Consider the following 26007-nt stretch of genomic DNA (forward strand, 5'->3'; position numbering starts at 1 on the left):
GTTTATACATAGCCTGTTTTACGACAGGAATTAAGTCTGCGTCGGGCTGAGTAATCCCGCGCAACATTGTTATTAGAAAGGAAAAACGGCGCCTAATTTGGCTGAATCAGGCCAACAGGGCAAGCATTTTTTGCACGCTGAAATACTTGTAACAGGTAGGGTTAATGCCGTTATAAGAAGTTGTAAATCAGTGTTAAATATTGCTGTTTGGCATTATATCAGAATAATCGTGCTAACTGGAGATCCTTAGGATCATTTTCCTGATATAAACCGCTTAAGGTGTATTTTACAGAACATAACGCTATAGATGATAATTTATACCAATATAAAGACCGTGAATGTACATTTACCAAGCACAATTGCTTGATAGTTGAGCGTAATAGGCTGACTAAAGTTTCCAAATGGCTAATTTGTTGATCCTGCGCACAAAATTACGAATTAATTAAAACCGTAAAAGAAGTAAACGATTGCGTGGTCAACATCCGTCGAGTTAATCACCACAAAGAGGAATGTTTAGCCGTATAAACAGCAGGCTATAACCAAAATGCGCGCAAGCGAAAGTGAGTGATATCGCGCTGAAATGCGCTTAGACAGGTCGTGATGTTTGCTGTAACCTCGTTTTTTCCCTAAAAGGACGTAGCCATGACGCAGTCAGTTCGTGTCGCCCTTGTTGGCGATTTCCGTGCCAATGCTGTTGCACATCAAGCCATTCCTCCTGCTGTACAGTTTGCCGCAAAATCCCTCTCGCTCGACGTTACCGCCGACTGGATCGCCACTCCCGACATCCATCAACACAACTGGAACGATTACGATGCCATTTGGGTCGTGCCAGGCAGCCCGTATCTCAACGACGAAGCTGTGTTTGCAACGATCCGCTGGGCGCGTGAAAACCACAAACCGTTCCTCGGTTCGTGTGGCGGTTTCCAGTATGCGGTGGTAGAGTACGCCCGCAATGTGCTGGGTTGGGAAGATGCCGGGCATGCGGAAACCGATGAAAGTGGGCGCTGGGTGATTGCGCCGCTGACCTGTTCGCTGGTGGAACAGCGTGGCACGGTGACTTTCGAAGCGGGTTCAAAGATTGCACAAGCTTACGGCGCGCTGGAAAGTGATGAAGGGTATCACTGTAATTTCGGCGTGAACCCGGAATTCAGTGACGCGCTGGCAACCAATAATCTGAAGATTACTTCATGGGATTTGGATCGTGACGTACGCGGTGTTGAACTGACCGATCATCCGTTCTTTGTCGCGACGCTGTTCCAGTCAGAACGGGCGGCGCTGCAAAATCGGCTATCCCCGCTGGTGGTCGCCTGGCTGCAGGCTGCGGCTAAATAATTGATTGAACAGAGAGGCTGCTTCGCCTCTCTTTACTCGTCCAGACACAGCAGGGGTTTACGCGCACGACCCGACTGGTGATAACTTTCGATTGCCGCGCGCCACTCTTTCAATGGGAAAATTTCCACCTCACCACACTCGCTGTCGCGCAGCAACGGCCAGATCTTTGAGAAAAGCTGTTGCCACGGTGCCGCGCCAATATCGCCCAAGGTGTGCCGCACATGAAACCAGTGCAGTGCTGGACGGGCGGCATTCACTTTTACCGGCGCGCCGCTTAATACCCCGTAAGCCACAAAGTGCGCGTGCTCAGGTAGCGTTCGCCAGATCAACTGCCCCACATCGCCGCCGACCGCATCAAACACGATATCGGTTTGCGCACTCACTGCTTCAATCGCGTCCCGCGCAGTCTCCTGCAACGCACTCAGGCCGAGGGCGTGCAACTTTTCTGCATGTGCTGACGAGCGATACACCATCACCACGCGTCGTGCACCGCGCAGCTTAGCCCACTGGGCCAGCAACAGTGCGCAGGCGGAACCACCGGTAGTGATCAGGACATTTTTACCGCTGACCGGCCATTGCTGCAGCATCAGCAAAGCGGCTAGCGGATTGATATAGGCGCGCGCAGCCAGCGTACTCTTAATATCCTCTGGTACCGGAATAGCGAGCTGTGGATCGATATCCACATAATGTTGCCAGCAGCCCACGCCACGCAGTGGTAACACGCGTTGCCCCACTAAATGTGAGTAAGCAGAGGGCGCGGAGATCACGGTGCCCACGCCTTCGTAACCAGCGACCTGTGGCGGCGCGACACGGTGACGATAAGCACCGGTAATCGGGATCAGATCAGACGCGTTCACTGGCGCATAGTGCATTTGCACGCGCAGCAGGCCAGCGGAACAAGGGGCTAAAGAGGAGGATTCCAGCGTCAGTACATCAACAGGATCGCCAAACTGCCGATACCAGAGCGCGAGATTGCGATCCGTTATCGGCATGGACTCAGACTTCGGTTTTGGCGTCAAACTCACACAAATCTTCGATCAGGCAGGAGCCACAGCGCGGTTTACGTGCCACGCAGGTATAGCGGCCGTGCAAGATTAACCAATGGTGGCAATCGACTTTAAAGGCAGATGGCACCACTTTAATCAGTTTATCTTCGACTTCTTCGACGTTCTTGCCGGGCGCGAAGCGGGTGCGATTGCTGACGCGGAAGATATGCGTATCAACGGCAATGGTCGGCCAGCCAAAGGCGGTATTCAGCACCACATTGGCGGTCTTGCGTCCGACGCCGGGCAGGGCTTCTAATGCCGCACGGTCCTCCGGAACTTCACCACCGTGCTGCTCGATGAGAATGCGGCAGGTTTTAATCACATTCTCTGCCTTGCTGTTAAACAGGCCGATGGTCTTGATGAACTCTTTCACGCCATCAATACCCAAAGCCAAAATGGCGGCGGGGGTGTTTGCCACCGGATACATCTTCGCCGTGGCTTTATTCACGCTGACATCCGTGGCCTGCGCGGACAGCAGCACCGCAATCAGCAGTTCAAACGGCGAACTGAAGTACAGCTCCGTGGTGGGATGCGGATTGTCATCACGCAGGCGCGTGAGAATTTGCAGTCGCTTTTCCTTGTTCACACGGCCTTCCCGGTTTCACCTTGTGGCGCGGCTTCAGGTTCAGCAGCGCGCAGGGCGGCTCGTTGCTTCATTTTCTGATCGATCAGATATTTACCGGCCAGCAGCATGCCTAAGCCAATAAAAGCTCCAGGCGGCAGCATCGCCAGCAACATCGGTGAATCGAAATGGAACACTTCAATGCGCAGCGCTTTGGCCCAGGGGCCCAGCAGTTGGTCAGCACCGTTAAACAGGGTGCCGCTACCGATCAATTCACGAATCGAACCTAGCGTCACCATCGCGCAGGTCGCGCCCATGCCAATGGCAAAACCATCCAGCGCCGACAGCGGAATACTGCTCTTAGAAGCCACCGCTTCCGCACGACCCACCACAATACAGTTGGTCACGATCAGGGGAATGAAGATACCCAGTGACTGATACAGCCCGTAAGCGTAAGCATTGATCAGCATCTGCACGCAGCTCACTACCGAAGCGATGATCATGACGTAAATAGGGATACGGATTTCCGCCGGCACCCAACGACGCGAGGCGGAGATAGCGCTGTTGGTGATGGTTAACACCAGCGTGGTGGCCAGGCCAAGGCCGAGGGCGTTAGTGGCGGTTGAGGTCACGGCCAGCAGCGGGCACAAGCCCAGCAGTTGCACCAAGGCGGAGTTGTTCTTCCACAGGCCGCCAACCAGCAGGGATTTTGCTTCACTCATGGTGCATCTCCACATTCGGGCAGCGAAGAGAGCTTCGCTGGCAACGTTTCAATCAGTAATGCGGTACGTTTAGTGGCATTCACCACTGCGCGCGGGGTAATGGTCGCGCCGGTAAATTGATCAAATTCACCACCGTCTTTTTTCACCGCAAAGTTCTTGTCGTCGGCACCGTGCACCACTTTGCCGTTAAAGCTGTTGATCCAGTCGGAAATGCGCAGTTCAATCTTGTCGCCCAGTCCAGGCGTTTCATGGTGTTCCACTACCCGGACACCTAATACTTTGCCGTGAAAATCGGCACCGACCAGCATCTGAATCGCACCAGAATAGCCGTCTGGCGCGGTAGTCTCAAGAGCCGCCGCGACGGGTTTATCACCTTTACGCGCCAGATAGAGATGATGCGGCTGGTTATTGCCTAATGCCGCTGCATCCGTCACCAGGAAACACTCTTGCTGAATGTGGTTGTCATACATCTCGGTGGGCACCACCTGATCGAGCAGGTTTTTTTGCTGAAGTGCCGTCTGATGTTCCACCGTCGGCTTGGTGACATAGTTCACCACCGCAGTGACGCCGGTGGTGATCACTGCAAACGCCGCCAGCGTCACGGCATTTTTACGAATAGCATCGAACATCATTAATCCTTGCGATGGCCGTAAACGCGCGGCTGGGTGTAGTAATCAATCAGCGGCACGCAAATGTTCGCCAACAGAACCGCGAAGGCCACACCGTCCGGATATCCGCCAAAGCTGCGAATCAGCCACACCAGCAAACCAATCAGTGCTCCATAAACCAGGCGACCACGGTTAGTGGTCGAGGCGGTGACCGGATCGGTGGCGATAAAGAATGCGCCGAGCATGGTCGCGCCGGAGAACAAATGAATCAGCGGCGAGTTCAGCGATTCCGGTGAAAACAACCAGCCAAGGGTGGCGCAGAAGGCCAGCGACACGAGGAAACTGACGGGTATGTGCCAGCGAATGGCATTTTTTGCCAGCAGCAGCATACCGCCCAGCAGGTAACCGAGGTTGATCCACTGCCAGCCTAATCCCGCCAGCACGCCGGTATAAATCGGCTCAGACAGTAACTGCTCAGCACTGTGCCCGGCCCGCAAGCCGGTTTTAAAGGTATCCAGCGGCGTGGCCTGGCTGATGCCATCCACCCCGAGCTGCAACTGCTGCATGGTTTCACCGGCCAGCGTGTGATTGGTGAAGATCATGCTGAGGGAATCCAGCAGGCCGGGTTTGATTGCCTGCAATGTATCCGGCGGCAACCAGCTGGTCATCTGCACCGGGAAGGAGATCAGTAAGACCACATAACCGACCATCGCTGGGTTGAAGGGGTTTTGACCCAGGCCGCCATACAGTTGTTTCGCGATAACAATGGCAAACATGGTACCAATGACCACCAGCCACCAGGGCGCCAGCGGCGGCAGACTGATGCCGAGCAGCAGCGCGGTGAGCAGGGCGGAGTTATCCGAGAGAGTCGGAACCACTGGTGTTTTGCGCAGACGCAAAATGGCGCCTTCGGTGATCCACGCAGTGGCGGTGGCGAGCAATACCTGAATCAGAAAACCCACGCCAAAGAAATACCACTGCGCGGCCATACCCGGCAGCGCAGCCAGTACCACCAGCAGCATGATGTTGCCGGTGCTGCGGCGGTTGTGGGTATAAGGGGAACTTGCGATACGAAAAGCCATTTAATCCTCAGTCGTCGAAGGCTGCTGCTGCGCTTTACGCGCTTTGGCACGGGCGACCGCGGCGGCAATGGCCGCTTTACGTGGGTCGGCGGAGTCAGGAGAGGCAGCAGCCTCCACTTCAGAAGATGATTCAGGTGCGGCTTCAACAGACGCAGAAGCTTGCTCGGCAGCCGCCGCAGCTTTCTTCGCTTTAGCGCGCGCAATGGCCGCTTCCACCGCAGCTTTGCGCGGATCGACTTCAGCGGCAGGTGCTGCATCAGAAGGCTCAGGTGCGTGTGGTTCGTCAGCAGGTTCAGAAATCTGCTCAGCCGCCGCAGCCGCAGCCGCTTTCTTCGCCTTAGCTCGAGTAATGGCGGCCTCAACCGCTGCTTTACGCGGATCAACTTCAGCGGCAGGTGCTGCGTCAGCAAGCTCAGACACTTGTTCACCAGAAGCCGCCGCAGCCGCAGCCGCTTTCTTCGCCTTAGCTCGAGTAATGGCGGCCTCAACCGCTGCTTTACGCGGATCAACTTCAGCGGCAGGTGCTGCGTCAGCAAGCTCAGACACTTGTTCACCAGAAGCCGCCGCAGCTTTCTTCGCTTTAGCGCGCGCAATGGCGGCTTCAACCGCCGCTTTACGCGGATCAACTTCTGCAGCCGGGGCTGCATCAGCAGATGCAGGCGCTTGTTCGCCAGCCGCAGCGGCTTTCTTGGCTTTAGCACGGGCAATAGCGGCTTCAACCGCGGCTTTGCGAGGATCGACCTCAGCGGCAGGAGTGACATCAGCAGGTTCAGGCGCTTGTTCACCAGCCGCCGCAGCGGCTTTCTTAGCTTTAGCGCGCGCAATGGCGGCTTCAACCGCCGCTTTACGCGGATCAACTTCAGCGACCGGGGCTGCATCAGCAGTTTCAGGATTTTGTTCGCTAGCCGCCGCAGCGTCTTTCTTCGCTTTGGCGCGCGCAATGGCGGCTTCAACCGCAGCTTTACGTGGATCAGCCTCAGCGGCGGGTGCAACACCAGCAGCTTCAGACGGTTGTTCGCCAACCGCCACACCAGACTTCTTCGCCTTAGCACGTGCAATGGCCGCTTCCACCGCGGCTTTACGCGGATCGCCAGACTGGCGACTCAGCGCCTGCGTTTCAGACTGTTTTTCCGCCTGCTGAGCTAACGCCTGGGCATGGCGAGCCTCACGTTCGGCAGTTTCCTGTTCCGGTGTTTTGGCGGCACGCGCCTTCACGCGAGCAATCGCCGCGTCACGTTCACCCTGATCGCTACGTGCCACACGCTGTTTAGCTTCTTCATGACGCGCTTCACGCGCCAGTTTTTCCCGCTCTAAACGCGCCTGACGCGCTTCAAAGCGCGCTTTAGCTTCGGCGGTGCGCTTCGCTTCGAGATCGATAGCGCGCAGCTCCGCCTTCTCCTGGCGATAATATTGCACCAGCGGAATATTACTTGGGCAGACGTACGCACAGGCACCGCACTCAATGCAGTCATCGATATTGTGAGCGCGCGCCTTCTCATGATCGCCGCCCTGGCTGTACCAGAACAGCTGCTGAGGCAGCAGTTTCGCCGGGCAGGCATCCGCACAGGCACTGCAACGAATACAAGACTGTTCTTCTTCGTTATTGCCCATTTCACTGGCAGAAGGTGCCAGAATGCAGTTGGAGATTTTAACCAGCGGCACATTCAGTGACGGCAGCGTAAAACCCATTAGCGGGCCGCCCATGATCACCATCTGACGCGAACCCGGTGCGAAACCCACATGATGTAACAGATGGCTAACTGGCGTACCCAGGCGTCCCCAAACGTTACGCGGCTGCGCAATGGCTTCGCCGGTCAGGGTAACGACGCGTTCGGTAATCGGCTCGCCATCGATAATGGCGCGTTTTACCGCCCAGGCCGTACCGACGTTTTGCATCAGCACGCCAATATCGGTCGAACGACCGCCGTGCGGCACTTCAACGCCAGTAAGAATCTGGGTCAGTTGTTTAGCACCGCCAGAAGGGTATTTGGTGGGGATGACACGCAGTTGCAACTCGCGGTCACCACCCAAAGCCTGCTTCAGCGCTGCAATCGCTTCGGGTTTGTTATCTTCGATGCCAATCAGCACACGCTCAGCCTGCAATACCCAGGCGAGGATACGACAACCTTCCAGCACTTCAGCCGCGCAGTCCTGCATCAGACGATCATCGGCGGTGATGTAAGGTTCGCACTCTGCGGCATTGATAATCAGGGTTTTGACGCCGCGCAATCCGCCACGTAGCTTGGTGGCGGTCGGGAAGCCTGCCCCCCCCAAACCGGCGACGCCTGCCTCATGGATGCGTTTGACGACATCTTCACGAGTAAGCGAACGGAAGTCAGGTTGCGGATCGAGCGTGGTCCAGCGATCTTCACCATCGGCGCGCAGGAAAATGCACAGTTCGGAAAGACCCGAAGGGTGCGCGGTCATATGTGGCGCAATCGCTTCGATGGTGCCGGAGGTCGGTGCGTGCACCGGCAGCATGCGACCGCTGCCAAACGTCAGCGGCTGACCACGCAAGACGTGATCGCCCGGTGAGACGCAAATCTCGCCTTCATGGCCGATATGCTGTTTTAACGGAATGATGAATTGTTCAGGCAGCGGTAACTGGCTTAACGGCGTGCCGTTAGACTGTGTTTTCATTTCCGGCGGATGAATGCCGCCCTGAAAATCCCACAGCTTCTCTTTGCGGAATAGTTTTAACAAATTAAGCATGAGTTTCTACCGGGATCACCCGTACAGGAATGGTTTCGAGATCCCATTTCCAGTTGGCCGTGGTCGTGGCAACCGGACGCATTTCAATACAGTCGGTCGGGCAGGGAGCAACACACAAATCACAGCCGGTACAGACATCGCTCAGCACGGTATGCATGGCACGGGTAGCACCGACAATCGCATCTACCGGGCAAGCCTGAATACATTTAGTGCAGCCGATGCAGTTGGCTTCATCAATCCAGGCCACGGTGCGGATCGGTTCCTGCACTTCCTCACCGCCATCCAGCGGTTGCGGTTCAACGTTGAGCAGCGCGGCCAGCTTGAGCATGGTTTGCTCGCCACCGGGAGCGCATTTATTAATGGCTTCGCCGTTATTACCCACGGCATCGGCGTACGGGCGGCAGCCGGGATAACCACATTGGCCGCATTGACTTTGCGGCAGAATACTGTCGATCTGTTCAACGATCGGATCTTCTTCTACCTCGAATCGACGCGAGGCGTAACCGAGCAGGGCGCCAAAAACCAGGCCCAGCGCAGCAATAGCCACAATAGCAATCCAAATCGCGGTCATTAGAATTTCACCAACCCGGTAAAGCCCATAAAGGCCAGCGCCATCAAACCTGCGGTGACCAATGCAATCGAGTTGCCCTTAAACGGCGCGGGGACATTGGCTAACACCAGGCGTTCACGCATACCAGCGAACAGCACCATCACCAGGGAGAAGCCAAGCGAGGCACTGAAGCCATAGACCGCAGCCTGCATAAAGGTATGGTTGAGATTGACGCTCAGCAAAGGGACACCCAGCACCGCACAGTTAGTGGTAATCAGCGGCAGAAAAATGCCCAGCAGTCGATAGAGTGACGGACTGGTTTTGCGCACCACCATTTCGGTGAATTGCACCACCACGGCGATCACCAGGATATACGCCAGGGTTCGCAGGTACACCAGATCGAGCGGCACCAAAATCAGATGGTTCACCAGCCAGGCGCAAATCGACGCCAGGGTGATCACGAAAGTGGTGGCGAGTCCCATACCAATGGCCGTTTCCAATTTTTTTGACACGCCCATAAAGGGGCATAGGCCGAGAAACTTCACTAACACGAAGTTATTCACCAGCACGGTGCCAATAAAGAGAAGTAAGTAATCGGTCATTTTTTAACCTGGGAAGCCGAAAGGCGTCTATTATCCGGAATTGAGAGGTGCATCTCAACCTCTACACAAAATCTGTGGATGTTGAGAGCACGCAGAATTAAATTCCTGACGAAACTCGCGCCGTTATGGCTGGATAAACGTCTCTTTCACACGTTGAGAACGTTTGAAGTAGGGCACAAAGACCGCCGCCGCCAGCAGTGACAACAACAGCGTTTGAATGGCTTTGTTATCCGCCACCGGGGTGAACGCGAACGTTTTCAACGCCAGTAACACCGTCATCAGCAACCACAGGATGTAATGACGCGGTAGACGGCGCGAACGTTTACAGAACATCCAGCAAACCCAGATACTGTAGACCCAAACCACGCCTGCGGTGAGCAGGGAAATCGCCCATTGCGTGAACAATTGGCTGGCATGAGTGAACAACGTGGTACGCAATTCTGTATCAAACAACGGGCTCAGATACATGGCCACCACCAGTGCACTGGTCAGCATCGTCATAATCAACCAGGCTAGCGGCAACAACAGCCAGCCAGCAATACGCGGCGGGTTTACCGATTCGGTCATCTTGCGGATCCTGTAGCGAAATTAAGAAGGCGTTGTATGTCCAAACGGGGCACGCCCGACATGGACAACGCAATAGTGCAGAAAAAGGCGGGGAAAACCCATTACATTACGTAGCGCCAGACTGATTTCGGCACGCGGCCCATATCATAAAGGCGGCCGCCGGAAACAAGTTCAGCACGACGATGATCGGCAGCGCGATACATATTGATGATGTCATTGTCATCGGTCAGCGAATAATTAAGATGGTCGTAGAGTTTTTCCAGACTATCGAGATTATTCACTTTGCGGAATTTCAGCAGGTAATCTAGCGCAGTCATGATTGCCATTTAAAAATAAAGTGCTCGGAAGTGCCCAAGTATAGGGAGCACTCTGACAGAGTCCATACGCCAGCGTTAAAAAAATTCAAAAATCAGACAACGTGAGCTAATTCGCTCATCAAAAGACATTTTTTCTTCATTTTGCCGTTTTAAACGCGCATTTCCAGACGGGATTAAGACAAATTCAACCCTGACAGACGGCATAATGTGAAAAAAGCTCACACCCTTAACGCAAATGAAAGTTGTCATTTTTTATCAGGCTTAGTGCACTGACTTTCATTCATATAAGACATTTATTAGGGCGATTTATGTCGAACTGTTAAGCAATGGCATCTACACGCTTTGAAACTGTAAATCATGTAGTGTGCGAATAATCACAAAACTGATCATTGCTTGTGCCCGCAGTCGATAACCATTCTTTACGCAGCGTCTGTAATCGCTTCCAGTAGCCACCATCCTAACCGATTCTGTTTATTACATTTATTTAACCGACACTGAAATAAATATCAGGCAAATTGTCCATATGGCTGGTATGACTTCTTATATGCATAATTTCGTAACTCCTTTAATTCATTCTATTTTGTGAGGCATGTCGCGCTTGTTTTCTCGCTTTTGCGCCAGGCTTAATCTGCGTTTTGTACCCCTACAGCACACTCCCTTCAGAGGAATGAAATTATGTGGAAACGTTTACTCTTAACCGCCATGGTCAGTTCAGCACTCAGTACGTCTGTACTTGCCGCTGATATGACGGTGGGCTTCTCACAGGTTGGTTCGGAGTCTGGCTGGCGTTCAGCAGAAACCAACGTGGCGAAAAGCGAAGCGCAAAAGCGCGGTATCACGTTGAAAATCGCCGATGGTCAGCAGAAGCAGGAAAACCAAATCAAAGCGGTGCGCTCGTTTATCGCGCAGGGCGTTGACGCCATCTTCATCGCCCCGGTAGTACAAACCGGTTGGGAACCGGTGCTGGAAGAAGCCAAAGACGCCAAAATCCCGGTGTTCCTGTTAGACCGCGCTATCGTGGTGAAAGATAAGTCGCTGTACATGGCGGTGGTGACCGCAGACAACGTGCTGGAAGGCAAGTTGATCGGTGACTGGCTGGTGAAAACGGTCGGCGATAAGAAGTGTAATGTGGTTGAGTTACAAGGCACCGTGGGTGCCAGCGTAGCCATCGACCGCAAAAAAGGCTTCGCCGAAGCCATCGCGGGCCACAACAACATCAAAGTGATCCGCTCGCAGTCCGGCGACTTTACCCGTAGTAAAGGTAAAGAGGTGATGGAGAGCTTTATCAAAGCGGAAAACAACGGCAAGAACATCTGCATGGTGTATGCGCACAACGATGATATGGCGATCGGCGCCATTCAGGCCATTAAAGAAGCGGGTCTGAAGCCAGGCAAAGATATTTTGACCGGTTCTATCGACGGCGTACCGGATATCTATAAAGCGATGCTGGCGGGTGAGGCCAATGCCAACGTCGAGCTGACGCCAAACATGGCGGGTCCGGCATTCGATGCACTGGAGAAATTCAAAAAAGACGGCACGATGCCACCAAAAATCATCAAAACCGAATCGAAACTGTATCTGCCAGACTCCGCGCAGGCACAGCTCGACACCAAAAAAGGCATGGGTTACTGATCCCCGCAACCGCCCTTCGGGGCGGTTTTTCATGACGTAAGGCGAGGTAGAACCTGATGAGCACCGCAGATGCATCCGCACTCCTGACTCTAAACGGTATCAGCAAAGGTTTCCCCGGCGTGAAAGCGCTGGATAATGTGTCATTCAGCATTCGCAAAGGCGAGATCATGGCGCTGCTGGGCGAAAACGGCGCCGGGAAATCCACGTTAATTAAAGTGCTGACCGGCGTGTACACCCGTGATGCAGGCACCATCACCCTGAATGGCACTGCCATTTCACCGCACAATACCGCCGATGCACAGCAAATGGGCATCGGCACGGTCTATCAGGAGGTGAACCTCCTGCCGAATATGTCGGTGGCAGACAATCTCTACATCGGCCGTGAGCCGCGCCGCTTTGGCATGATCGACCGCAAGCGTATGGTGCGCGATGCCGATGCACTGATGCGCAACTACGGTTTTGCGCTCGACGTGACGCGTCCCCTGGGCCATTACTCGGTGGCGATGCAGCAAATCATTGCGATTTGCCGCGCCGTGGATCTCTCCGCACAGGTGTTAATCCTCGATGAACCCACCGCCAGCCTCGATGCCAGCGAAGTGGAAATGCTATTCACCCTGATGGCGCAACTGAAAGCCAAAGGGATGAGCCTGATTTTTGTGACTCATTTTCTCGACCAGGTGTACCGCATCACCGATCGTATTACCGTTTTGCGCAATGGCCAGTTTATAGCCACGCGTGATACGGCATCGCTGCCGCAAATCGAATTGATCAAACTGATGCTGGGGCGCGAGTTACTGGAAACTGCCTTGCAGCGTCAGGGCAGCACGCTGAAAAGCAACCAACCGGTGGTGTCATTCAAAGACTACGGCAAGAAGGGCACCATTGAGCCTTTCGACCTGGAGGTGCGTCCGGGAGAAGTGGTGGGCTTAGCGGGATTACTGGGATCGGGGCGCACGGAAACCGCCGAAGTGCTGTTTGGTATCCGTCGTGCGGATCGGGGTACTGCCACCATCAAAGGCAAAGTGCAGCACATCCGGACACCGGCCAAAGCCTCCCATCTGGGCATGGGGTTCTGCCCGGAAGATCGTAAAACCGACGGTATTATCGGCGCTGCATCGGTGCGCGAGAATATTATTCTGGCGCTACAGGCCCAACGCGGCTGGCTGCGACCGATTAAACGGCGTGAGCAGCAGGCCATCGCCGATCGCTTTATCAAAAGCCTGGGAATTCGCACGCCACATGCCGATCAGCCGGTGGAATTACTCTCCGGCGGTAATCAGCAGAAGGTGCTGCTGTCACGCTGGCTGGTGACGAAGCCGCAATTCTTAATTCTCGACGAACCGACGCGCGGCATTGACGTCGGTGCACATGCCGAGATCATTCGTTTGATTGAAACCCTGTGCGCCGATGGACTGGCGTTACTGGTTATCTCCTCTGAACTCGAAGAGCTGGTGGGCTATGCCGACCGCGTGTTGATCATGCGTGATTTGAAGCAGGTGGCTGAAATCCCGCTGGAGCAGCTGTCGGTGGCGTCGATCGTCAATGCCATCGCCGATGGAGGAGCACAACATGCTTGAATCCCCTATGACACATCCAAAACCTGAACGGCGTAAGCCGAAGTTACCGCCAGGCATGCCGCAAATCGTCGCGCTGATTCTGGTGCTGTTGGTGGATAGCCTGGTCGCCAACAATTTTTTTGCCGTGCATATTCAGGACGGCCGCCTGTTCGGCAGCCCGATTGATATCCTCAACCGCGCTGCACCCGTCGCCTTACTGGCGGTCGGTATGACGCTGGTGATTGCCACTGGCGGGATTGATTTGTCGGTCGGCGCGGTGATGGCGATTGCGGGGGCGACGGCGGCCACCCTGACCGTTGCGGGACACAGCCTGAGTTTTATTATTCTCGCCACACTCGGCACCGGTCTGGCCTGTGGCTTGTGGAACGGCGTGCTGGTCGCCCTCCTGAAGATTCAGCCGTTTGTGGCCACGTTGATTTTGATGGTGGCCGGGCGCGGTATCGCTCAGCTGATTACCCAGGGTCAGATTGTGACCTTTAACAGCGACAGCCTCGGCTGGTTTGGCAGCGGCTCGCTGTGGATGCTGCCGGTTCCGGTGTGGATAACGCTACTGGTGGCACTGTTAGTGTGGCTGCTGACGCGCAAAACCGCGCTGGGCCTGTTTATCGAAGCGGTGGGGATTAACCTGCGCGCCGCACGTAATGCTGGTGTTAATGGCTGGTTAGTAGTGATGTCCACTTATGCCATTAGCGGCGTGTGTGCGGCAGTCGCGGGCCTGATCGTGGCAGCCGATATACGTGGCGCCGATGCTAACAACGCCGGTCTATGGCTGGAGTTGGATGCCATTCTCGCCGTGGTGATTGGCGGTGCATCGTTGATGGGCGGGCGTTTTAATCTGGTGTTGTCGCTGGTTGGCGCGCTGATTATTCAGTCGATGAACACCGGTATTTTGCTGTCTGGCTTCCCGCCGGAGCTGAATCAGGTGGTGAAAGCGGTGGTGGTGATGTGTGTGCTGTTGCTGCAATCGCCGCGCTTTATCGCCATGCTGAAAGGGAGACGTCCAAAATGATTAAACGCCATCTGCCATTGATGATTACGCTGCTGGTGTTTGTCGCCGGTTATCTGTTCTGCCTGAGTCAGTTCCCTGGTTTTGCCTCGACTCGTGTGATCTGCAATATCCTGACCGATAACGCGTTTCTCGGCATTATCGCCGTGGGCATGACATTTGTGATTTTGTCAGGCGGTATCGATCTGTCAGTGGGGGCCGTTATCGCCTTTAGCGGTGTATTTTTGGCGAAAATTATCGGTGATTATCACGTCGATCCGATTCTTGCCTTCGCGATTGTGCTGGCGATGGGAGCACTGTTTGGCGCCATGATGGGCTGGCTTATCGATGCGCTGAAGATCCCGGCCTTTATTATTACCCTGGCGGGGATGTTTTTCCTGCGCGGCTGTAGCTATCTGGTGTCGGAGAATTCGATTCCCATTGATCATCCGCTGTATTCCACACTGTCTAGCCTGGCGTGGAAGATCCCCGGCGGCGGGCGCCTTAGTTTGCTGGCAGTGATTATGCTGGTGGTGGTGATTGGCGGGATCATCCTCGCGCATCGCACGCGTTTTGGTAATCAGGTGTATGCGATTGGCGGCAATCTGACATCAGCGCAGTTGATGGGCGTTTCGACGCGCGCCACCACCATCAAGATATATATGCTTTCCACCACCCTGGCGACACTGGCGGGGATTGTGTTCTCGATCTATACCTCAGCAGGCTACGCCCTGGCAGGGTTGGGCGTGGAATTGGACGCGATTGCCTCTGTGGTTATTGGCGGCACCTTGTTGTCCGGTGGCGTGGGCACGGTGCTCGGCACGTTGTTTGGGGTGTTGATCCAGGGGCTGATTCAGACATGGATTAACTTCGATGGCACCCTGAGTTCGTGGTGGACGAAGATCGCCATCGGTATTCTGTTGTTCGCGTTTATCGCACTGCAGCGCCTGCTGACCGTGATGTGGGATCGTCAGAAGAATGCGCCGGTTAAGCGTTTAACTTCGTAATCGTGAGTGGGATGTTCAAGAGGTGCGCAAATTGGCGCACCTTTTTTGTTTTGGGTCGCCGATTCGAGAATGTTGGAGGCTTGGTGCTCAGAATTGTGGATATTGGGGGGGATTGCAGGGGGTGGTGCTCATATTTTGAATGCAACGAACCTGCATAAAGGAGACAAAGGTGGGCGTTGCTATGCTGCCTGGATCGCAGGTTTTAGCCACAAAAAAGCCGCGACTCAACGCGGCTTCAACAGGTCATAACACGATCAGCGCGCTAACCGGTAATACGCCTCGTTCCAGCGCAATGCATCTTTGAACGCCGGCAAACGCGTATCCTCATCGATTACCAGCACCTCGATGCCGTTCAGCTCGCCGTACAGGTACATATCATCCAAATCCAGTGCCTGACTAAACACCGTATGGTGTGCGCCGCCGGCAAGAATCCATGCCTCGGAAGCGGTAGCCAGTGAGGGCTGGGCACGCCACAAGGCACGCGCGACCGGCAATTTCGGGAGCGGTTTCGGCTGCTCAATCGCATCCACCACATTCACCAGCAAACGGAAACGATCGCCCATATCAATCACACTGGCATTCACCGCGCGACCGGCTGGCGTGGAGAAAATCATGCGCGCCGGATCGGCTTTGCCACCAATGCCGAGGAACTGAACATCAATCAACGGCTTCGCCTCTTTGGCAATCGATGGGCACACTTCCAGCATATGTGAACCCAGCACCAAATCATTGCCCGGTGAGAAGTGATAGGTGTAATCCTCCATAAATGAAGTACCGCCCGCACGATTCCCGGCTTGCACCTTCAAAATATGCAGCAGCGCAGCGGTCTTCCAGTCACCTTCACCGGCAAAACCATAACCCTGGCCCATCAAACGTTGAACGGCCAAGCCTGGCAACTGCGTCATGCCGTGCAGAGTCTGGAAATTAGTGGTAAAGGCTTTGCAGCCCTCATCATCGAGGAAACGCTTCAAACCTAATTCAATGCGCGCCGCATCCAGCACGTTCTGACGCTTCTCGCCATTCACGGCGGCAGCCTCGCTGAACAAATACTGGCTCTCGTATTCATCGATCAGCGCATGCACATCGCCATCGCTGACGCTGTTCACCACCTCAACGAGATCGCCGACGCCCCAACCGTTGACCGAATAACCAAACTGAATCTGTGCCGCCACCTTATCGCCTTCGGTCACCGCCACTTCGCGCATATTGTCGCCAAAGCGCGCCACTTTCAGCTGCTGACTGGCCTGCTTCGCTAGTGCCGCATTGATCCAGCGTCCGATGCGTTGCTGGCTGGTCTTATCCTGCCAGTGGCCAGTCACCACGCTGTGCTGCAGGCCCATACGCGCGCCGATAAAGCCAAACTCACGGCCGCCGTGCGCGGTCTGGTTCAGGTTCATAAAGTCCATATCCATACTGTCCCACGGAATTTCTGCGTTGAACTGGGTATGGAATTGCAGCAGCGGCTTATTCAGGATGCTCAGTCCACCAATCCACATCTTGGCCGGTGAGAAGGTGTGTAACCAGGTCATGATGCCGACACAACTATTGTCGTGATTGGCCTCGCGGCACAGCGCCAGCGCTTCATCCGGTGATTTCACCAGCGGCTTCAACACCAGTGGCACCGGCAGCGTGCCCGCCTGATTCAATCCGTCCATCACCTGGCGTGCGTGATGTTCAACCTGGCGCAAGGTTTCCGCTCCGTAGAGATGCTGCGTTCCAATCACAAACCAAACGTTCTGTTCCATTTCTCGCTCCTTTACTTAGCGGATGTGGCGCGGGCGGCATACTGAGGTTCAGCGGCCTGGCACCAGTTTTGATAGCGTTGATAAAGTTGTTGATAGCCCGCCACGCGCAGACTGTTGGGCTGCAAGGTCACGGCGATCGGACTCGCCATCACCTGCTGTGCGGCAGGCACATCGGCATACACGTTTGCGGCGACGGCGGCAAAAATGGCAGCACCCAGCGCGCAGCACTCGTCAGAAGCCACGATATCCAGCGGACGGTTCATCACGTCGCAACAGGCTTGCATAATGGCGGGGGACTTCCGTGCGATACCGCCGAGCGTCAGAATGCTCTCCACCGGAATCTGCTGCTTCTCGAAACACTCCATAATGGCGCGGGCACCAAACGCCGTGGCGGCCACCAGACCACCAAATAACGCAGGCGCGTCGGTGCCAAGATTCAAATCGGTGATCACGCCTTTCAGGCGCTGATTGGCATCCGGTGTGCGACGCCCGTTGAACCAATCGAGCACCACGGGCAGATGATCAAGCTGGGGATCGGCGGCCCAGGCTTCAGTTAGGGAACGGATTAAATCCTGCTGCATTTCGGCGAGTTGCGGCTGCAACTCAGGATGGCGCGCCACCGCCTGCTGCAGCGGCCAGCCCAGCAAGCGGCTAAACCAGGCGTAGATATCACCAAACGCCGATTGACCCGCTTCGCAGCCGATGGCGCCCGGTACCACGCTGCCATCGACCTGGCCGCAAATGCCTTTAATGGCGCGATCGCCGACTTTCTCGCTGTCGGCAATTAAAATGTCGCAGGTTGAGGTGCCAATCACTTTCACCAGCGTATAAGGCTGCGCGCCCGCACCGACCGCGCCCATATGACAGTCGAAGGCCCCACCGGACAAAATTACCTGCTCAGACAATCCCAAACGCTGCGCCCATTCGCTGGAAAGCGTGCCCACCGGTACATCAGCAGTGAAGGTGTCGGTAAACAATGGAGAATCCAGCTGCTCAACCAACATCGGATCGAGTGCACGGAAAAAATCTGCGGGCGGTAAACCCTGCCATTCAGGATGCCACAGCGATTTATGCCCGGCGGCGCAGCGTCCGCGCCGCAGCTGCGTCGGGGCAGTGCGACCGCTCAACAGTGCCGGTACCCAATCGCAGAGTTCCACCCAAGACACTGCCGCATCACGCACTGCTGCATCCTGGCGTGACACGTGCAGAATCTTGGCCCAGAACCACTCCGACGAATACACGCCGCCGATATAGCGGGTGTAATCGGTGAAATGACCGTTGCGGCACAGCTGATTAATCTCTTCCGCTTCTTCAATCGCGGTGTGATCTTTCCACAACACAAACATAGCGTTGGGGTTGGTGGCGAATTCCGGGCGCAAGGCTAACACGTTGCCGTCACGGTCAATCGGTGCAGGGGTTGAACCCGTTGAATCCACGCCTATCCCCACCACGGCAGCGCGTTGTTCGGGAGTTAACGCTTGCACCACCGCGACCACCGCCTGCTCCAGCGCGTCGATATAGTCTTGAGGATGATGACGAAAACGGTTGGCATGTGCGTCACAGAATTCTCCCTTCGCCCAGCGTGGGTAGTTCACCACCGCCTTTTCCAGCTCTTTACCACTGTGGCAGTCCACGGCGAGGGCACGCACCGAGTCACTGCCAAAATCCAGCCCAATTGTTATGGCGCCAGCACCCATTGGGATTCTCCTGTGTGAGTTATCTGGCTCTATCCTGGAATGCGGGTGCATAAGCGGTTAGTCATCGCTGGCTGAGAATATGCACTTTTCTGTCATCGGAACCGTTCTGTGATCGGCAGCAAAAGTTAATGACTGGTTAATTTCGCTGAATATATGGAGGAATTAGTCATCGTTTTGGGATGTGATACCGCTCTACATTTTTCTTCGCCATTACCGCTACAACTAGCCCAGCATTTGCACAGCCTTTGTACAACCTTTGAGCTAACGCGCTGATTTTGCGCTGTACCCAAACGTGAAATCCAATTGGTAGCGTTTACACCGATTCGTTATTAACAGCGATAAAACATCATTGTGCCGGAGAGCATCATGCATAAATTCACTAAAGCGCTGGCGGCGGTAGGTCTCGCCGCGGTTATGTCACAATCCGCTATCGCCGAGACCATGAAACTCGGTTTCCTCGTCAAACAACCGGAGGAACCCTGGTTCCAGACCGAATGGAAGTTCGCAGATAAGGCTGGCAAAGATCTTGGCTTTGACGTGATCAAAATTGCCGTGCCCGACGGTGAGAAAACCCTGAATGCCATTGATAGCCTGGCGGCGAGCGGGGCCAAAGGCTTCGTGATCTGCACACCGGACCCAAAGCTGGGTTCAGCCATCGTGGCGAAAGCGCGTAGCTATGGCCTGAAAGTGATTGCGGTTGATGACCAGTTTGTTACCGCCAAAGGCAAGCCAATGGACACCGTGCCGCTGGTGATGATGGCCGCAACCAAAATCGGTGAGCGCCAGGGCCAGGAACTCTACAAAGAGATGCAGAAACGCGGCTGGGATGCGAAAGAGACCGGCGTCATGGCGATTACCGCCAATGAGCTGGACACTGCGCGTCGTCGCACTGGCGGTTCGATGGACGCCCTAAAAGCCGCCGGATTCCCGGAGAAACAGATCTATCAGGTGCCGACCAAATCCAACGATATTCCGGGGGCATTTGATGCCGGTAACTCACTGCTGGTGCAGCATCCAGAAGTAAAACACTGGCTGATTGTCGGCATGAATGACAACACCGTGCTGGGTGGCGTGCGCGCGACCGAAGGCCAGGGCTTTAAAGCGCCCGACGTGATTGGCATTGGCATCAACGGTGTGGACGCGGTGAGCGAGCTGTCTAAAGGCGCACCAACCGGCTTCTACGGTTCGCTGCTGCCCAGCCCGGATGTGCACGGTTATAAGAGCAGCCAGATGCTCTACAACTGGGTGACCAAAGGCGAAGAGCCCGCGAAATTCACCGAAGTCACCGATGTGGTGCTAATTACCCGCGACAACTTCAAAACTGAGTTGGCGAAGAAAGGGCTGATGTAAGTCGCCTGATTGATAAACGCAGCCTCCATCCCGGGTGTTGCAGCAGGTTGGCCATCGCGTTTGCGCCCGTTTCATTGATGGCTGGGGCAAAGCGCGAAGACAACACAGCAACGGCGCGAAAGATGGAGGCGAAGAGGAGTTTCCATGGAAACTGATCAAGCTTTTCTGTCCTTTCATGGCATCAGTAAAACCTTTCCTGGCGTGAAAGCGCTGCAGGATATCTCATTCCAGTGCCGCGCCGGGGAAGTGCACGCGCTGATGGGCGAAAACGGCGCGGGAAAGTCCACGCTGTTAAAGATTCTCAGCGGCAGTTATCAGCCGACTGAAGGTGAGATTCGCATCAAAGGTGAAGTGAAAAGCTTCAACAACACCGTGGATGCGCTGGATGCGGGCGTAGCGATCATCTATCAGGAACTGCATCTGGTGCCGGAGATGAGCGTGGCGGAGAACATCTATCTCGGCCAGCTGCCGCACAAACGTGGGTTGGTGAATCGCAAACTGCTGCGCTACGAAGCGGATTTGCAGCTTAAAAATCTCGGCATGGATATCGATCCTGATATGCCGCTGAAATATCTGTCGCTCGGCCAGTGGCAAATGGTTGAGATCGCCAAAGCGCTGGCGCGCAATGCGCGCATTATCGCTTTTGATGAGCCGACCAGTTCACTTTCAGCGCGTGAAATCGAGCATCTGTTCCGCGTCATTCGTCAGCTGCGCGATCAGGGCCGTACCGTGCTGTATGTATCGCACCGCATGGAGGAGATCTTTGCCCTGAGCGATGCCATCACCGTGTTCAAAGATGGTCGCTACGTGCGCACCTTCACTGATATGCCGAATACGCATCATGACGATCTGGTGCAGGCGATGGTGGGGCGTAACCTCGGTGATATCTACGGTTATGCGCCGCGCGCCTTAGGCAAAGTGCGTTTGCAGCTCGATCAGGTCGAAGCCAAGGGCGTGCGTATGCCGATTTCGCTCACGGTACGAGCCGGTGAAATCGTCGGCCTGTTTGGTCTGGTAGGTGCGGGGCGCAGCGAATTGATGAAAGGGCTGTTTGGCGCCACCAAACTGCGCGGCGGCAGCGTGTCGCTGGATGGCAAAAAGCTCAACATCCGTCAGCCGATCGATGCGATCCGCGCGGGCATCATGCTGTGCCCGGAGGATCGTAAATCCGAAGGGATTATTCCGGTGCACTCGGTGCGCGACAACATCAATATCAGCGCGCGCCGCCATAACCTCACGGCGGGTTGTCTGATTAAACCCGGCTGGGAGGCGAAAAACGCCGATCTTCACATCCGCTCATTGAATATCAAAACGCCGGGCCCGCAGCAGCTGATCATGAACCTGTCAGGCGGCAATCAGCAGAAGGCTATTCTGGGTCGCTGGTTGTCCGAAGAGATGAACGTGATTCTGCTGGATGAGCCGACGCGAGGTATTGATGTGGGTGCCAAGCATGAGATCTACAACCTGATATACCAACTGGCAAATAAAGGGATCGCGGTGCTGTTTGCCTCCAGCGATTTGCCCGAAGTGATGGGCCTGGCTGACCGCATCGTGGTGATGCGTGAAGGAGAAATTGCCGGAGAACTGCCACACGACGCGGCCACGGAGCAGCTGACGCTGAGCCTGGCGATGCCGAAAACCCCTCAAGCGGCCGCCGTGGCCTGATGTAAAGGAGAGCAACAATGGCTTCATCTACCACTTCCAACACGCCACCGGTGCAGCGTAACGGCCTGCAACTGGGGCGTATCTGGGATAACTTCGGCATGCTGGTGGTCTTCGCGCTGCTGTTTATCGTTTGCGCCATCTTCGTACCCAACTTTGGCACATTCATCAATATGAAAGGGCTGGGACTTGCCATGTCGATGTCCGGCATGGTGGCCTGCGGCATGCTGTTCTGCCTCGCGTCGGGCGATTTTGATCTTTCCGTCGCCTCGGTGATTGCCTGCGCAGGCGTGGTGACCGCCGTGGTGATCAACATGACGGAGAGTCTGTGGCTGGGCGTCGCGGCCGGTTTAGTGCTCGGCATGGCCACCGGATTTATCAATGGCTTCGTGATTGCCCGGCTGAAGATCAATGCGCTGATCACCACGCTGGCGACGATGCAGATAGTGCGTGGTCTGGCCTATATCTTCTCTGACGGTAAAGCAGTCGGCATCGAGGATGAACGCTTCTTCACCCTCGGTTATGCCAACTGGCTGGGTTTGCCAGCGCCGATCTGGCTCACCATCGCCACCATGATTGTGTTTGGTTTCGTGCTGAATAAAACCACCTTTGGCCGCAACACGCTGGCGATTGGCGGTAATGAAGAAGCGGCTCGCCTGGCCGGGGTGCCGGTGGTGCGTACCCGCATCATTATCTTCATTCTTTCGGGACTGGTTTCGGCAGCGGCGGGCATTATTCTGGCCTCGCGCATGACCAGTGGTCAGCCGATGACTTCACTCGGTTATGAATTGATCGTGATTTCAGCCTGTGTGCTGGGCGGCGTTTCGCTGAAAGGTGGCATCGGTAAGATCTCTTATGTGGTGGCGGGCGTGCTGATTCTGGGTACGGTTGAGAATGCGATGAATTTATTGAATATCTCGCCATTCTCACAGTATGTGGTGCGCGGTTTGATACTGTTAGCGGCGGTGATTTTTGACCGCTACAAACAGAAAAACAAAGCGGCCTGATTCCAGCCGTAAAAATGATGCAGGGCGGCCAGTGGGTCGCCCTTCTGGCGCGCGGCACTGCGCATTTACAGGTTACCGTGAGGCACTATGTATCATCGTGAACCCCCTGGTGAGCAGCAGAACCCACTGCTACCCGGCTATCCGTTCAATGCCTGGCTGGTGGCGGGCTTAACACCGATCAATGCCAACGATCAGCTGGACTTCTTTATCGACCGACCGCTCGGCATGAAGGGTTACATCCTTAATCTGACCATCAAAGGTCAGGGCCGCATTTTTGATGGCGAATCGGCGTTTGACTGCGAACCCGGTGACTTGCTGCTGTTCCAGCCTAAAACCCCGCACTACTATGGCCGTTCACCAGACAGCTCATGCTGGTTCCACCGCTGGGTCTATTTCCGTCCACGGGCATACTGGACGGACTGGTTGCAGTGGCAGGATGAGAGCCAGGGCGTGGGGCGGTTACGCTTGCCGGAAGCGCAACGTGCCGAGTTTGATCGTCTGTTTGCCAGCATTGAGCAAACCCACAATTCAGGCCGTCGCTTTGCCGAGGAACTGGCGATGAATCTGCTGGAGCGCTTGCTGCTGCGTGCGGTGGAAGAAGATCCGCGCAGTCATCAGCAAATCCGCGATCCGCGCGTGATTGAAGCTTGCCAATACGTCACCAACCATCTGGCAAGCGAAGTAAAAATCGAGGAAGTGGCGCGGCATGTGTGTCTTTCCCCGTCACGACTGGCGCATCTGTTTCGCGAACAGATGGGGATTAATCTGCTGCGCTGGCGCGAAGATCAGCGCGTCATCCGCGCCAAACTGTTACTGCAAACCACGCAGGAGCCCATTGCCTCGGTCGGGCGCGAAGTGGGTTATGACGATCAGCTCTATTTCTCTCGCGTGTTCCGCAAACGGGTCGGCGTCAGCCCCAGTGATTTCCGCCGTCGCAGTCAGGATGCGCACGATGCCCTGGTGGCGCAGGAAAGCTGGCAACCGGCACGGAGTGCTATCTCCTGAGTTTTCAGGTGATTCCGCCTTGTTGTTACTGGCTGATTCGTCTTAAATCAGTCTGGTAACGAACAAGAGGAATGAGAATGAGCGATAAATTACGTGTCGGCCTGATTGGCTACGGTTTTGCCAGCAAAACCTTTCATGCTCCTTTGATCGTCGGTACGCCAGGCGTTGAACTGGCAGCCGTCTCCAGCAGCGATGCCAGCAAGGTGCATGCAGATTGGCCCTCGGTGCAGGTGGTCTCTGATCCACAAGCCCTGCTGGATGACCCGACACTGCAACTGATTGTGATACCGACGCCAAATGATACTCACTTCCCGTTAGCCAAAGCGGCACTGAATGCCGGTAAACATGTGGTGGTGGATAAACCGTTTACCGTGACACTGTCACAAGCGCGTGAGCTGGATGCACTGGCCAAGGCCAAAGGGCTGCTGCTCTCCGTTTTCCATAATCGTCGTTGGGACAGTGACTTCCTGACGCTGAAAACTTTGCTGGCTGATGGCGCCTTAGGTGATGTGCGTTATCTCGAATCGCATTTTGATCGCTTCCGCCCTGAAGTTCGTCAGCGCTGGCGTGAGATGAAAGGCCCGGGCAGCGGTATCTGGTTTGATCTTGGACCGCATGTGTTGGACCAGGCGCTGCAATTATTTGGTCCGCCGGTGGCGATCAATGTGGATATGGCTGAACTGCGCCCGGGAGCGCAAACCACCGATTATTTCCACGCAGTACTGACTTATCCCACTCGTCGCGTGGTGTTACATGCCAGCATGTTGGTGGCGGCTGAATCTGCACGCTTTGTGGTGCACGGCACGCGGGGCAGCTATGTCAAATACGGCCTGGATCCGCAGGAAGATCGTCTGAAAGCGGGTGAACGTCCACCGCAGGAAGACTGGGGCTACGACATGCGCAACGGTACCCTGACGCTGGCAGAAGGCGATGTGATGGTGGAGAAAGAGCTGCTGACGCTACCAGGTAACTATCCGGCATACTACGCGGCAATTCGTGATGCGATTGCGGGCACCGGTGATAATCCGGTACAGGCTGAAGAGGCGATTCAGGTGATGGAGCTGATTGAACTCGGTTTACAGTCCGCTGAGAAGCGCCAGACGATGTCGCTGAAGTGATAAAATGAAAGCGCACCCTGCGGGAACCGATGCCATCAAAAGTCAGTTCACCCTGGTGCGGCTTGATTAAAAAGGTGCGCATCGCTGCGCACCTTTTTGCTTTTAAGGCGCGTTATCCCGCCACGCGCTGACGCAGTGCCGCTTTCTCTGCATCGCTGAGGAAGGCAATCGTCACACCATTTTCCTGCGCCTGGCGCATCTCTTCGGCAGTGAGTCCTGCCTGCGGCGCAGCGTGCTCATACTCATGCGCCAGCTCAATACCCTGAACTGCCGGATCATCGGTGTTGATGGTGGCGAGAATGCCGTGTTGCAGGAAGGCTTTCAGCGGATGAGTGGCCAGTGAAGCTACCGTGCTGGTCTGAATGTTCGAGGTCATGCAGGATTCGATACCAATGCGCTGCTCTGCCAGGAAATCCATCAGCGCGCGGTCTTCAATCGCTTTCACGCCATGGCCAATACGCTCCGCGCCGAGTTCGCGAATCGCCTGCCAGATGCTTTCCGGGCCAGCAGCTTCACCGGCGTGCACGGTAATACGGAAACCAGCATCACGCGCGCGATTGAAGTGGCTGAGGAACTCACTGCCCGGGAAGCCGAGCTCATCACCAGCCAGATCGACGGCGGTAATGCCATCGCGGTGTGCCAGCAAACCTTCCAGTTCGCGCAGGCAGGCTTCATCACCAAAGGTACGGCTCATAATGCCGATCAGGTTCACATCCACGCCATACTGTTTTACGCCAGCGCGCACGCCATCAATCACGGCTTCCACTACACCGGCAATCGGCAGGTTATGCGTCATCGCCATATATCCTGGTGAGAAACGCAGTTCCGCATAGTGAATACCGGCGCGTGCGGCATCTTCCACGTTTTCCAGCGCAATGCGGCGGCAGGCATCTAAATCGCCCAACACTTTCACGCCCCAATCCAGCTTCTGCAGGAAGCTCACCAGATCGGGTTCATTGGCCGTCACTTGCACATGCGGACGTAGATCGTCGAGCGAGTTGGCTGGCAGCGCGAGATTAAACTGGCGACCTAAATCAAGAATGGTTTGTGCGCGGATGTTGCCATCAAGGTGGCGGTGGATGTCGGTCAGGGGGAGTTTCAGGTCAATCATGTCGCACTCGC

The 26007-nt window shown here is 55.4% G+C and carries 23 protein-coding genes; 10 read left to right on the forward strand and 13 right to left on the reverse strand.

Going from position 1 to position 26007, the window contains the following annotated elements; translation table 11 throughout:
- Window positions 1-642: 642 nt before the first annotated feature.
- Window positions 643-1332: a CTP synthase gene (locus JK231_RS01750; RefSeq protein WP_097119289.1), complete on the forward strand. Its 690-nt coding sequence runs from the start codon at window positions 643-645 to the stop codon at window positions 1330-1332.
- A gap of 32 nt (window positions 1333-1364) precedes the next feature.
- On the opposite strand, the gene JK231_RS01755 is transcribed toward JK231_RS01750, so the two are convergent.
- The 10 genes from JK231_RS01755 to ydgT form a co-directional block, all read right to left on the reverse strand.
- Window positions 1365-2324: a zinc-dependent alcohol dehydrogenase family protein gene (locus JK231_RS01755; RefSeq protein WP_211727852.1), complete on the reverse strand. Its 960-nt coding sequence runs from the start codon at window positions 2322-2324 to the stop codon at window positions 1365-1367.
- Window positions 2325-2328: 4 nt separating this feature from the next.
- Window positions 2329-2964, reverse strand: coding sequence for an endonuclease III (gene nth / locus JK231_RS01760; RefSeq protein ID WP_211727853.1), 636 nt, complete (start codon window positions 2962-2964; stop codon window positions 2329-2331).
- The gene (locus JK231_RS01765) at window positions 2961-3662 is read right to left on the reverse strand and encodes an electron transport complex subunit E (RefSeq protein WP_097119808.1); all 702 of its coding nucleotides are present in this window, start codon (window positions 3660-3662) and stop codon (window positions 2961-2963) included. The genes nth and JK231_RS01765 overlap by 4 nt, the downstream gene beginning before the upstream one ends.
- Window positions 3659-4291, reverse strand: a complete 633-nt coding sequence (gene rsxG / locus JK231_RS01770; protein ID WP_166931562.1) for an electron transport complex subunit RsxG — start codon at window positions 4289-4291, stop codon at window positions 3659-3661. Before rsxG ends, JK231_RS01765 begins: the two co-directional genes overlap by 4 nt.
- Window positions 4292-4293: 2 nt before the next feature.
- Window positions 4294-5352, reverse strand: a complete 1059-nt coding sequence (rsxD, locus tag JK231_RS01775; RefSeq protein WP_097119806.1) for an electron transport complex subunit RsxD — start codon at window positions 5350-5352, stop codon at window positions 4294-4296.
- On the reverse strand, window positions 5353-8064 hold the full coding sequence (rsxC, locus tag JK231_RS01780) for an electron transport complex subunit RsxC (protein WP_211727854.1): 2712 nt from the start codon (window positions 8062-8064) through the stop codon (window positions 5353-5355). It abuts the gene before it with no gap.
- On the reverse strand, window positions 8057-8635 hold the full coding sequence (gene rsxB / locus JK231_RS01785; RefSeq protein WP_034827415.1) for an electron transport complex subunit RsxB: 579 nt from the start codon (window positions 8633-8635) through the stop codon (window positions 8057-8059). The genes rsxC and rsxB overlap by 8 nt, the downstream gene beginning before the upstream one ends.
- Window positions 8635-9216 (reverse strand): electron transport complex subunit RsxA, encoded by a 582-nt coding sequence (gene rsxA, locus JK231_RS01790; protein WP_034827413.1) that lies wholly within the window; start codon window positions 9214-9216, stop codon window positions 8635-8637. Before rsxA ends, rsxB begins: the two co-directional genes overlap by 1 nt.
- Before the next feature lie 123 nt (window positions 9217-9339).
- On the reverse strand, window positions 9340-9783 hold the full coding sequence (locus JK231_RS01795; protein WP_034827411.1) for a DUF2569 domain-containing protein: 444 nt from the start codon (window positions 9781-9783) through the stop codon (window positions 9340-9342).
- A 101-nt stretch (window positions 9784-9884) separates the two neighbouring features.
- On the reverse strand, window positions 9885-10100 hold the full coding sequence (gene ydgT / locus JK231_RS01800; RefSeq protein WP_034827409.1) for a transcription modulator YdgT: 216 nt from the start codon (window positions 10098-10100) through the stop codon (window positions 9885-9887).
- 675 nt (window positions 10101-10775) lie between these two features.
- Between ydgT and ytfQ the strand changes: the two genes are divergently transcribed.
- The 4 genes from ytfQ to yjfF are packed head-to-tail and all read left to right on the forward strand — an operon-like array spanning window position 10776 to window position 15301.
- Window positions 10776-11732 (forward strand): galactofuranose ABC transporter, galactofuranose-binding protein YtfQ, encoded by a 957-nt coding sequence (gene ytfQ / locus JK231_RS01805; protein WP_097119804.1) that lies wholly within the window; start codon window positions 10776-10778, stop codon window positions 11730-11732.
- Window positions 11733-11788: 56 nt separating this feature from the next.
- Window positions 11789-13309 (forward strand): galactofuranose ABC transporter, ATP-binding protein YtfR, encoded by a 1521-nt coding sequence (gene ytfR / locus JK231_RS01810; RefSeq protein ID WP_034827399.1) that lies wholly within the window; start codon window positions 11789-11791, stop codon window positions 13307-13309.
- Window positions 13302-14318: a galactofuranose ABC transporter, ATP-binding protein YtfT gene (gene ytfT, locus JK231_RS01815; RefSeq protein WP_058962433.1), complete on the forward strand. Its 1017-nt coding sequence runs from the start codon at window positions 13302-13304 to the stop codon at window positions 14316-14318. Before ytfR ends, ytfT begins: the two co-directional genes overlap by 8 nt.
- Window positions 14315-15301: a galactofuranose ABC transporter, permease protein YjfF gene (gene yjfF / locus JK231_RS01820; protein ID WP_038647220.1), complete on the forward strand. Its 987-nt coding sequence runs from the start codon at window positions 14315-14317 to the stop codon at window positions 15299-15301. The genes ytfT and yjfF overlap by 4 nt, the downstream gene beginning before the upstream one ends.
- A gap of 254 nt (window positions 15302-15555) precedes the next feature.
- Here the strand turns inward: yjfF and araA are convergent, their stop codons facing one another.
- Together araA and JK231_RS01830 are read right to left on the reverse strand one after the other, a co-directional pair.
- Complete coding sequence (gene araA, locus JK231_RS01825) at window positions 15556-17046, reverse strand: L-arabinose isomerase (protein ID WP_160867211.1); 1491 nt, start codon at window positions 17044-17046, stop codon at window positions 15556-15558.
- 11 nt (window positions 17047-17057) lie between these two features.
- Window positions 17058-18743, reverse strand: coding sequence for a ribulokinase (locus JK231_RS01830; protein WP_211727855.1), 1686 nt, complete (start codon window positions 18741-18743; stop codon window positions 17058-17060).
- A gap of 366 nt (window positions 18744-19109) precedes the next feature.
- Between JK231_RS01830 and JK231_RS01835 the strand changes: the two genes are divergently transcribed.
- The 5 genes from JK231_RS01835 (at window position 19110) to JK231_RS01855 (ending at window position 24885) form a co-directional block, all read left to right on the forward strand.
- The gene (locus JK231_RS01835; protein ID WP_034827390.1) at window positions 19110-20093 is read left to right on the forward strand and encodes an arabinose ABC transporter substrate-binding protein; all 984 of its coding nucleotides are present in this window, start codon (window positions 19110-19112) and stop codon (window positions 20091-20093) included.
- A 144-nt stretch (window positions 20094-20237) separates the two neighbouring features.
- Window positions 20238-21758 (forward strand): L-arabinose ABC transporter ATP-binding protein AraG, encoded by a 1521-nt coding sequence (gene araG / locus JK231_RS01840; RefSeq protein WP_097117235.1) that lies wholly within the window; start codon window positions 20238-20240, stop codon window positions 21756-21758.
- Between the two features lie 17 nt (window positions 21759-21775).
- Window positions 21776-22762, forward strand: a complete 987-nt coding sequence (araH, locus tag JK231_RS01845) for an L-arabinose ABC transporter permease AraH (protein WP_034827386.1) — start codon at window positions 21776-21778, stop codon at window positions 22760-22762.
- An 87-nt stretch (window positions 22763-22849) separates the two neighbouring features.
- Entirely contained in the window at window positions 22850-23767 is a 918-nt protein-coding gene (araC, locus tag JK231_RS01850) for an arabinose operon transcriptional regulator AraC (protein WP_097117233.1), read from the forward strand.
- Window positions 23768-23844: 77 nt separating this feature from the next.
- Window positions 23845-24885 carry an oxidoreductase gene (locus JK231_RS01855; protein WP_034827382.1) on the forward strand — a complete coding sequence of 347 codons (1041 nt, stop codon included), beginning with the start codon at window positions 23845-23847 and terminating at the stop codon, window positions 24883-24885.
- 112 nt (window positions 24886-24997) lie between these two features.
- Here the strand turns inward: JK231_RS01855 and add are convergent, their stop codons facing one another.
- Window positions 24998-25996, reverse strand: a complete 999-nt coding sequence (gene add, locus JK231_RS01860) for an adenosine deaminase (protein ID WP_034827380.1) — start codon at window positions 25994-25996, stop codon at window positions 24998-25000.
- Window positions 25997-26007: the final 11 nt, after the last annotated feature.

Origin of the sequence: Pantoea sp. JGM49 (assembly GCF_018257655.1) — a bacterium.
Lineage (GTDB): Bacteria > Pseudomonadota > Gammaproteobacteria > Enterobacterales > Enterobacteriaceae > Pantoea > Pantoea communis.

Coding starts and splice junctions, on each gene's coding strand:
- araA (WP_160867211.1), bottom strand. CDS start 17,046: ATGGAACAGAACGTTTGGTTTGTGATTGGAACGCAGCATCTCTACGGA.
- JK231_RS01750 (WP_097119289.1), top strand. CDS start 643: ATGACGCAGTCAGTTCGTGTCGCCCTTGTTGGCGATTTCCGTGCCAAT.
- JK231_RS01765 (WP_097119808.1), bottom strand. CDS start 3,662: ATGAGTGAAGCAAAATCCCTGCTGGTTGGCGGCCTGTGGAAGAACAAC.
- ytfQ (WP_097119804.1), top strand. CDS start 10,776: ATGTGGAAACGTTTACTCTTAACCGCCATGGTCAGTTCAGCACTCAGT.
- JK231_RS01855 (WP_034827382.1), top strand. CDS start 23,845: ATGAGCGATAAATTACGTGTCGGCCTGATTGGCTACGGTTTTGCCAGC.
- yjfF (WP_038647220.1), top strand. CDS start 14,315: ATGATTAAACGCCATCTGCCATTGATGATTACGCTGCTGGTGTTTGTC.
- add (WP_034827380.1), bottom strand. CDS start 25,996: ATGATTGACCTGAAACTCCCCCTGACCGACATCCACCGCCACCTTGAT.
- rsxB (WP_034827415.1), bottom strand. CDS start 8,635: ATGACCGCGATTTGGATTGCTATTGTGGCTATTGCTGCGCTGGGCCTG.
- rsxA (WP_034827413.1), bottom strand. CDS start 9,216: ATGACCGATTACTTACTTCTCTTTATTGGCACCGTGCTGGTGAATAAC.
- rsxC (WP_211727854.1), bottom strand. CDS start 8,064: ATGCTTAATTTGTTAAAACTATTCCGCAAAGAGAAGCTGTGGGATTTT.
- JK231_RS01755 (WP_211727852.1), bottom strand. CDS start 2,324: ATGCCGATAACGGATCGCAATCTCGCGCTCTGGTATCGGCAGTTTGGC.
- araC (WP_097117233.1), top strand. CDS start 22,850: ATGTATCATCGTGAACCCCCTGGTGAGCAGCAGAACCCACTGCTACCC.
- ydgT (WP_034827409.1), bottom strand. CDS start 10,100: ATGACTGCGCTAGATTACCTGCTGAAATTCCGCAAAGTGAATAATCTC.
- JK231_RS01795 (WP_034827411.1), bottom strand. CDS start 9,783: ATGACCGAATCGGTAAACCCGCCGCGTATTGCTGGCTGGCTGTTGTTG.
- araG (WP_097117235.1), top strand. CDS start 20,238: ATGGAAACTGATCAAGCTTTTCTGTCCTTTCATGGCATCAGTAAAACC.
- JK231_RS01835 (WP_034827390.1), top strand. CDS start 19,110: ATGCATAAATTCACTAAAGCGCTGGCGGCGGTAGGTCTCGCCGCGGTT.
- rsxD (WP_097119806.1), bottom strand. CDS start 5,352: ATGGCTTTTCGTATCGCAAGTTCCCCTTATACCCACAACCGCCGCAGC.
- ytfR (WP_034827399.1), top strand. CDS start 11,789: ATGAGCACCGCAGATGCATCCGCACTCCTGACTCTAAACGGTATCAGC.
- rsxG (WP_166931562.1), bottom strand. CDS start 4,291: ATGTTCGATGCTATTCGTAAAAATGCCGTGACGCTGGCGGCGTTTGCA.
- ytfT (WP_058962433.1), top strand. CDS start 13,302: ATGCTTGAATCCCCTATGACACATCCAAAACCTGAACGGCGTAAGCCG.
- JK231_RS01830 (WP_211727855.1), bottom strand. CDS start 18,743: ATGGGTGCTGGCGCCATAACAATTGGGCTGGATTTTGGCAGTGACTCG.
- araH (WP_034827386.1), top strand. CDS start 21,776: ATGGCTTCATCTACCACTTCCAACACGCCACCGGTGCAGCGTAACGGC.